Origin of the sequence: Campylobacter sp. 1569, assembly GCF_024723675.1 — a bacterium.
Lineage (GTDB): Bacteria > Campylobacterota > Campylobacteria > Campylobacterales > Campylobacteraceae > Campylobacter_D > Campylobacter_D jejuni_C.
Genome location: NZ_JANQDB010000024.1, coordinates 1 through 8,480 on the forward strand (window position 1 = coordinate 1; position 8,480 = coordinate 8,480).

Consider the following 8,480-nt stretch of genomic DNA (forward strand, 5'->3'; position numbering starts at 1 on the left):
TGAAAATAAAAGCTATAATTGTATCATCACTTTACTTAAAGAGTTAACATGAGTCAAATTTCCATCATACTACCAACTTATAATGTGGAAAAATATATAGCTAGAGCATTAGAAAGTTGTATTAACCAAACTTTTAAAGATATAGAAATCATTGTAGTAGATGACCTTGGAAATGATAAAAGTATAGATGTAGCTAAAGAATATGCTAGTAAAGATGATAGAATAAAAATCATACATAATGAAGAAAATTTAGGAACCTTTGCTAGTAGAAATATAGGTGTATTAAATGCAAAATCAGATTTTATAATGTTTTTAGATCCTGATGATTATTTAGAGCTTAATGCTTGTGAGCTTGGGCTTGAAAAAATTAAAAATGTAGATATGGTAGTATTCGATGCGTATGTACATAGGGTGAAATTTAAGAAATTTTATAGATTTAAACAAGATGAATATTTTAATAAAGATGATTTTTTAAATTTCTTACTCAATCAAAAGCATTTTTGCTGGAGTGTTTGGGCAAAAGTATATAGAAAAAATTTGATTTTAAAAAGTTTTGAATATGTTGATTTCAAAGAAAGACTTTGCTATGGGGAAGATGTGCTTTTTAATTATATAAATTTTATAATTAGTGAGAGTTTTTTTGTATCGCGAGAATGTATATACCGCTATGAATTTAATGAAAATGGTAGATATGAAAACAAAAATAAAGGAATTTTATGGCAAAATTACAAGCATAAAAAACAAAGTTTAAAATACATTAAAAAATTAGCTAATATTTTTCCATATAAGTATTTTAATGAAAAAATATTAGAAGTTTTAGTAAAAGAAAAAAATTTTTTATATCATACAAGTAAAAACTGATGCATCTAAGGAAAGACATGAAAGGAATTATACTTGCAGGTGGCTCTGGAACAAGACTATATCCTAGTACTTTAACTTTATGTAAACAATTACTTCCAATCTATGATAAACCTATGATTTATTATCCACTTTCAGTGTTAATGCTTGCTCAAATTCAAGAAGTTTTAATTATATCTACACCAAAAGACATAGTAAAATTTCAAGAACTTTTTCAAGATGGATCATGGCTTGGGATGGATATATCCTATTGCATTCAAGAAAAGCCCGAAGGATTAGCACAAGGCTTAATACTTGCTAGTGATTTTGTAAAAAATGATGACATAGCTTTAATTTTAGGAGATAATATCTTTTACGGACAAGGCTTTACAGATATACTTAAAACCGCAAAAGAAGATGCAAAAAATCATTATGCAAGTATATTTTCATATCATGTAAAAGATCCAGAGCGTTTTGGGGTGGCAGAAATTTCTAAAAATGGAGAAGTTTTAAGTATAGAAGAAAAACCTCACCAACCTAAGAGCAACTATGCTGTTACAGGATTATATTTTTATGATAATCAAGCTATAGACATAGCTAAAAATATCAAACCAAGTCAAAGAGGCGAACTAGAAATAACTGATGTAAATATAGAGTATTTAAAACTAAAAAAACTAAAATCTCAAATTCTAGGAAGGGGTTTTGCTTGGGTTGATACCGGAACACATGATAGTCTCATAGAAGCAAGCTCTTTTGTGCAAACAATAGAATTAAGACAAGGTTATAAAATAGCCTGCTTAGAAGAAATAGCCTTTAGAAATGGGTGGATTGATGAGGCTAAGCTTTTAAAACGAGCTAAATTATTAGAAAAAAGTGGCTATGGAAACTATCTTCAAAAAATTTTACAAGGTTTTTAAATGAATAATATCTTAATTACCGGTGGAGCGGGTTTTATAGGGAGTAATTTTATAAATCATTATTTACAACATCATCCAAAAGATAAAATCATCAATCTTGATTTATTAACTTACGCAGCAAATTTACAAAACCTTCAAATAAGTAGCAATCATCCTAACTATACTTTTTACAAGGGAGATATTTGCGATCAACAACTAGTCCGTGATATTTTTCAAAAACATTCTATTAATATAGTTATTCATTTTGCAGCAGAATCACATGTAGATAATTCCATACAAAATCCTGATATTTTTATAAAAACCAATATCAATGGAACTTTTAATCTTTTACACAATGCCTACAAACATTGGTTTTTAGAGCCATTTATGAAAAATCCAAAATTTAACAAAACTCTTTTTTATCATATTAGCACAGATGAGGTTTTTGGAAGTCTTGGAGAAGATGGTTATTTTACAGAAAAAACATCATATGCTCCAAATTCGCCTTATTCTGCCTCTAAAGCAAGCTCAGATATGCTCGTAAGAAGTTATCATCATACTTATGGATTAAATACTATAATCTCAAATTGTTCTAACAACTATGGCCCGAATCAACACGATGAAAAACTCATACCAACCATCATAAGAAATGCATTAAATGATAACTCTATCCCAATATATGGAGATGGTAAAAATATCCGAGATTGGCTTTTTGTACAAGATCATTGCGAAGCTATAGAGCAAATTTTACACTATGCTTTAAAAAATTCTGAAAACACTTTTTTTGATACATTCAATATAGGCGGAAACGAAGAATGGCAAAATATAGACATAGCTTATAAAATTTGCTCATTTTTAGATACAATTTTACCAAAACAACACTCATATAAAGAACAAATTTCTTTTGTAAAAGATAGAGCTGGGCATGATAGAAGATATGCTATAGATTCAAGCAAGCTTAAAAATACTTTACAATGGAAACCAAAAGAAAGTTTTGAGAGTGGCTTGAAAAAAACTATAAAATGGTATATAGAAAAATATAAGGACGCTCAATGATCTTTATTGGTAAATTTTATCAAAAATGCCGAATACTATTCTATCGATATGTTTTGTCAAATATACATATAAAGGGTAAATTTAAAATAAATTCTCCAACATTATTTCAAAGTTTTAATATGGGGCAAATTAATATAGAAAAAAACGTTAATTTAGGATATTTTCCATCGCCACATTTTTATTCTTGCTATAATCATATAGATGTTAGAGATCTAGGCTCATGCACCATTAAAAAAGATACATATCTTAATAATAACTTTAGTTTAATTTCTTATAAGCATAAAATTATTATTGGCGAAAGGTGTTTAATAGGAACAAATTTTTCAGCAATTAATTCAGATTTTCATGGTATTACTATTAATAATCGTAATAATCCAGAAAAAATTTTAAGTGCAGATATTATAATTGGTGATGACTGTTTTATAGGAAATAATGTAACAATACTAAAAGGAGTTAAGTTAGGAAAAGGTTGTGTTGTTGCAAATTCAAGCGTGGTTACAAAATCATTTAAAGAAAATTCCTTAATAGGTGGAAATCCTGCTAAACTAATTAAAATCATATCTCAAGAGGATTAAAGATGACTTTTAAACTTATAGACTTGGAATATTTCAACGATAAAAAATCAACATTAATAGCATGTGAAAAGAATATCAACTGTCCTTTTGAAATAAAAAGAATTTTTTATATTTTTGACGTACCAAAAAATACCGTTAGAGGTAATCACGCAAACATAAATTCTCAATTCTTTTTTATTGCTCTAAAAGGAGAGTGCAAGATAAAAATTGATGATGGTAACAAACAAAATATTTTTTTACTAAACAATCCAAAACAAGGATTGTTTTTAGATAAAATGTTGTGGAAACAAATGTATGATTTTTCAAAAGACTGCATTTTATTAGTACTAGCTAATACTTACTATGATAAAAATGAATATATTTATAATTATGATGAATTTTGTAAAGCTAAAAATACGGGGGGGGGGATATGAATATGCTATCCTAAATGTAGCATGAAAGAAAAATATAAAATTTTAAATTTTTCAGCTATTACTGACAAAAGAGGCTCTTTAATAGCACTTGAAAATTTAAAAAATATTCCTTTTGAAATAAAAAGAATATATTATATTTTTGATACAAAGCCAGAATTTCCAAGAGGAGCTCATGCTCATACAAACTTAGAACAAGTTTTAATCATGATAGATGGATCATGTGAGATTATATTAAATGATGGTAAAATATCTCAAAATATAATCTTAAATCGTCCTGATATAGGGCTTTACATAGGTAAAAATATATGGAGAGAGATGAAAAATTTTTCTTATGGGGCAAAAATGCTTGTACTAGCAAGTGATTTTTATAATGAAAAAGAATATATAAGAAATTATGATAAATTTTTAAAGGTTGCAAAGTGATACATTCTCTATCAGATGTGCAAAGTAAAAGTATAGGAGTTAATACAAATATATGGCAGTTTTGTGTAATTTTACCAAACGCCATTATTGGGGATAATTGCAATATATGTTCACATTGTTTTATAGAGAATAATGTAAAAATTGGTAATAATGTTACTATAAAATGCGGGGTACAAATTTGGGATGGTATAGAAATAGAAGATAATGTTTTTATAGGACCCAATGTAACCTTTTGCAATGATAAATATCCAAAATCAAAGCAATATCCTAAAGAATTTTTAAAAACTATTATTAAAAAAGGCGCTAGCATTGGAGCAAATGCTACTATCTTACCTGGAGTTACCATAGGGGAAAATGCTATGGTTGGAGCAGGTTCTATTGTTACAAAAAATATTGATGATAATTCTAAATACTATTGTAAAATTAATCAAAATTCTATTCAAATTAAAAAAGAAGGGATTAAAAAACAATGAAAATCTCAATTCTTATGCCTTGTTATAATTCTTCAAAATACCTAGATAGAAGTATCACTTCTGTTTTAAAGCAAGATTATAAGAATTGGGAGTTAATATGTATAGATGATGGATCAACTGATGACACATATAATCTTTTGATTAATTTTGCCAATCAAGATTCAAGAATAAAAGTATTTAAAAAAAACAATAGTGGTATGGCTGCACCCGCATTAAATCTAGCATTAAAACATGTTACTGGAGATTTTATTTTTTTATTGGGACATGACGATGAAATAAATGATGTTTTATTAAGCGATTTCATTTCAAGATATAATGAATTAACTTTGCAAAATTATTCCATAGATGCTATTATTCCTAGATCATTGATTTTTTTTCCAGAAAATCAAGATAAAAACTATATGTATTGTGGAATTAAAAACATTCCAAATAGCGAAGATAAAATTTTAACTGGCACAGAAGCATTTAAACTAAGCATTGATTGGGATATAGCTACTTTTGCGTTTTATAGGACTGATATTGTTAAAAAGTTAGGTTTCTATGAAGAGGGTATTAGTGGAGATGAATATTCTGTTAGAGAATTTCTTCTTAATTCTAAAAAAATAGCCTTTGCAAAAAATGGTATATATATTTATCATCAAATCGATGAAAGTATAACTCATAAGTTAAAACCTAAAAAATTTAATATTCATAAAACACTATATATGGTTGAAAAATTAGCAAAAAAATGGAAATTAGATTCAAAAACTATTCGTAAAATTAATCAACTCAGAATAAAACAATTCTATAATATGCAAGAAGAATATTTAATTAACAAAAACAACCTCAGCAAACAAGAGCAAGAATTAATTGAGATGTATTTAAATGAAAATTTAAATCTTATAAAACCATATAGAATATTTATAGATTATTTTATTAGAAAAGAAAAAGATGCATTTGGTAAAGCTATTGTTCTTTTTCATTATTTAAAATTTTATTATAAGAAATTAAAAAAATGATCAATAAAGTTTCTATTATAACACCTTGTTTTAACCATGAAAAATATATTAAATATTTTATACAAAGCATTTTAGAGCAAAAATTTGAGAATTTTGAACTTATTATAGTAGATGATTATTCAAGCGATGGTAGTGTAAAAGAAATTCAAAAATTTCAAGATCCAAGAATAAAACTCATAAAACATAATTTTAACCAAGGTATAAACAGGGCTTTAAATACTGCTTTTGAAAATTCAAGTGGAGATTATATAGTATTTTGCGCAAGTGATGATATGTTAGAAAAAAATGCCTTGGAAAAGATTTATCAAATTTTTAACTCTTTAGAAGTAGATGTAATATATCCTAGTATGAGTGTTATAAATGATGAAAATATAGAAATTTCAAAAAGTTTTATCACTCAAAGATCAAATCTTGAAGCTTTAAGGTATTTATTTTTTAAAGGGAATTGTTTTTTTTCTCCAGGGATGGCCGTAAAAAAAGAAGTGTTTAAAAAAATCTATCCTTTACCAAATGCGCTATGCAATCACCAAGATACTCAAATGCATATAAGTTTACTTAATCAAAAAGCTAAAATCCATTTTTTAAAAGAAACTTTAGTAAAATACAGAATTCGAGCTAATGAAGCAAATATAAGCACACCTAATGCTTCCACAAAAGCTAGAGAAAATTTAGAGATAGAACTTTTAATGGATTCATTTCTAAAAATTCAAGATATAGAATTTTTAAAAGAAATTTTCAAAGATGAAATTAAAAAATTAAAAATCGAGCCTTTTGAAAATACCATAGAATTTTTTCTTGGAAGAATGGCGATAGAATCTCAAGAAAAAACTAGAAAATATTGGGGTTATCATAAAATAATGCATTTTTATAACGATAAAAACAATGTTAAAATTCTTTTAGAAAAGTATAATTTTACCTTTAAAGATTTACTCTCCTTATCTATCCTGTGTGATGATGATAGAGTAGAGAAAAAATATAGAAAATATAAAAAGCTTTTTAATTATTCTCTTGTATTTTTAAGTATAATTACTTTGATGTTTATATGTATTTTATTGCTAGGATGATGATATGATTAGTTTTTTAGATCTACACAAAATTAATGCAAGATTTGAAGATGAAATAAAAGATAAAATAAATGAAGTTATTAATAGTGGCTGGTATATATTAGGAAAGCAATGTGTAAATTTTGAAACAAATTTTGCAAAATATTGTGGTGTAAAACACTGTATAGGCGTTGCAAATGGTCTTGATGCATTAAGAATTATCATCAAAGCTTATGAATTTAGCAAAGATGATGAAATCATAGTTCCTGCAAATACTTACATTGCTTCTATATTAGCTATAACTGATAATCTTTGCAAGCCGATTTTAATAGAACCTGATATAAATACTTATAATATAGATGCAAAATCAATCGAAGAAAAAATTACAAACAAAACAAAAGCTATCATGGTGGTTCATCTTTATGGGCAAGTTTGTGATATGGAGCCAATATATGCTTTAGCAAAAAAATACAATCTTAAAATCATAGAAGATTGCGCACAAGCTCATGGAGCAAATTTTAAAGGAAAAAAAGTTGGCAGTTTGGGTGGTGCTGCAGGGTTTTCATTTTACCCTGGAAAAAATTTAGGTGCTTTGGGTGATGCAGGTTGTATTACAACAAATGATGATTTATTAGCTAGTAAAATACGAGCTTTAGCAAACTATGGTTCTCATAAAAAATATGAAAACTTATATGCGGGTTTAAACTCAAGACTTGATGAATTACAAGCTGGAATTTTAGATATTAAATTAAAACACTTAGATGATGACAATCAAAAAAGAAAAGAAATAGCCGATTTTTACATGAAAAATATAAAAAATGAAAATATCATATTACCTAAAATAGACATCGATCATGTATGGCATTTATTTGTCATAAGAACCAAGTTTAGAGATAAACTACAAAAATATCTCAACGAAAACAATGTACAAACAATCATCCATTACCCTATACCACCGCATAAACAAGAATGCTATAAAGATTTCAATAATCTTTCATTACCTATAACCGAACAAATTCACAATGAAGTGTTATCAATACCAATTTCACCTGTGATGACACAAGATGAAATTTTAGAAATAATAAAGATTCTTAACAAATGGGAGCTTTAAAATATTTTAAATATAGTCTTAAAAACATGTATTGAATTTTTGTTTTCTTATAGGCCTTTAATATATTAACTTTTCCTTTTACCTTTAAAGGATCTTTATTAAAACTACAAATCTTAAATGCATTTTTAATATAAAAATATAAAATCACTTTTTTTAAAAATAAAGAAATTGTTTTATCTGGGTAACAACTAATAAAATTAATTAACTCTAAGGCTATTAACACCCAACTAGAATATCTAAAATATTCCTTTGCTAAAAATGCATCTCCATTAAAAGCATCTAATATATTTCTAAAATGAGGAAGTATGTTATCTTTAATAATTATCTTATCTTGATTTGTTGATGAATTTGTTCGAATTCTGTAATAATAAAATACTTTAGGGTAAACATAAATATTTTTAGCTTGCGAAAAAAGCAAAATTCCAAATAAATGATCTTCAGCAAAAATACCATCTTTAAATTTTATTTTTTTATTTTTTATGTGGTTAAAATTTATCATACCCGAACAAACAAAAGAAAAATCTTTCATCTTGCTTCTTGCTAAATATCGCAACCATTCTAACGAAGTAATCTTTTTTTCTTGTTTTATATTAATGTCTTTTAGCCTACTACTTTGACTTTGATTTTTACAAGATATTTCATAGTATTTTGCCTC

General features: G+C 26.5%; 10 protein-coding genes and 1 pseudogene. 10 read left to right on the forward strand and 1 reads right to left on the reverse strand.

Annotated features, from left to right (window positions below):
- The first annotated feature begins 48 nt into the window (after positions 1 to 48).
- Genes CAMP5060_RS07795 through CAMP5060_RS07840 form a run of 10 tightly spaced genes read left to right on the forward strand, consistent with a single transcriptional unit; the run spans position 49 to position 7,825 of the window.
- Positions 49 to 861, forward strand: coding sequence for a glycosyltransferase family 2 protein (locus CAMP5060_RS07795; RefSeq protein ID WP_337218174.1), 813 nt, complete (start codon positions 49 to 51; stop codon positions 859 to 861).
- A gap of 17 nt (positions 862 to 878) precedes the next feature.
- Positions 879 to 1,754, forward strand: coding sequence for a glucose-1-phosphate thymidylyltransferase RfbA (rfbA, locus tag CAMP5060_RS07800; protein WP_337218175.1), 876 nt, complete (start codon positions 879 to 881; stop codon positions 1,752 to 1,754).
- A complete protein-coding gene (rfbB, locus tag CAMP5060_RS07805; protein WP_337218176.1) occupies positions 1,755 to 2,789 on the forward strand; it encodes a dTDP-glucose 4,6-dehydratase in 1,035 nt (344 codons plus the stop codon).
- Complete coding sequence (locus tag CAMP5060_RS07810) at positions 2,786 to 3,364, forward strand: acyltransferase (protein WP_337218177.1); 579 nt, start codon at positions 2,786 to 2,788, stop codon at positions 3,362 to 3,364. Before rfbB ends, CAMP5060_RS07810 begins: the two co-directional genes overlap by 4 nt.
- Positions 3,365 to 3,366: 2 nt before the next feature.
- Entirely contained in the window at positions 3,367 to 3,777 is a 411-nt protein-coding gene (locus CAMP5060_RS07815) for a sugar 3,4-ketoisomerase (RefSeq protein ID WP_337218178.1), read from the forward strand.
- A 21-nt stretch (positions 3,778 to 3,798) separates the two neighbouring features.
- A complete protein-coding gene (locus CAMP5060_RS07820; protein WP_337218179.1) occupies positions 3,799 to 4,200 on the forward strand; it encodes a sugar 3,4-ketoisomerase in 402 nt (133 codons plus the stop codon).
- Positions 4,197 to 4,673, forward strand: coding sequence for an N-acetyltransferase (locus CAMP5060_RS07825; RefSeq protein ID WP_337218180.1), 477 nt, complete (start codon positions 4,197 to 4,199; stop codon positions 4,671 to 4,673). The genes CAMP5060_RS07820 and CAMP5060_RS07825 overlap by 4 nt, the downstream gene beginning before the upstream one ends.
- Positions 4,670 to 5,671, forward strand: coding sequence for a glycosyltransferase family 2 protein (locus CAMP5060_RS07830; protein ID WP_337218181.1), 1,002 nt, complete (start codon positions 4,670 to 4,672; stop codon positions 5,669 to 5,671). Before CAMP5060_RS07825 ends, CAMP5060_RS07830 begins: the two co-directional genes overlap by 4 nt.
- On the forward strand, positions 5,671 to 6,735 hold the full coding sequence (locus CAMP5060_RS07835) for a glycosyltransferase family 2 protein (RefSeq protein ID WP_337218182.1): 1,065 nt from the start codon (positions 5,671 to 5,673) through the stop codon (positions 6,733 to 6,735). Before CAMP5060_RS07830 ends, CAMP5060_RS07835 begins: the two co-directional genes overlap by 1 nt.
- Before the next feature lie 4 nt (positions 6,736 to 6,739).
- Entirely contained in the window at positions 6,740 to 7,825 is a 1,086-nt protein-coding gene (locus tag CAMP5060_RS07840) for a DegT/DnrJ/EryC1/StrS family aminotransferase (protein ID WP_214118372.1), read from the forward strand.
- Here the strand turns inward: CAMP5060_RS07840 and CAMP5060_RS07845 are convergent.
- Positions 7,806 to 8,480 (reverse strand): annotated as a pseudogene (locus CAMP5060_RS07845) (glycosyltransferase family 2 protein); the annotation flags it as partial. The gene CAMP5060_RS07840 and the pseudogene CAMP5060_RS07845 overlap by 20 nt on opposite strands.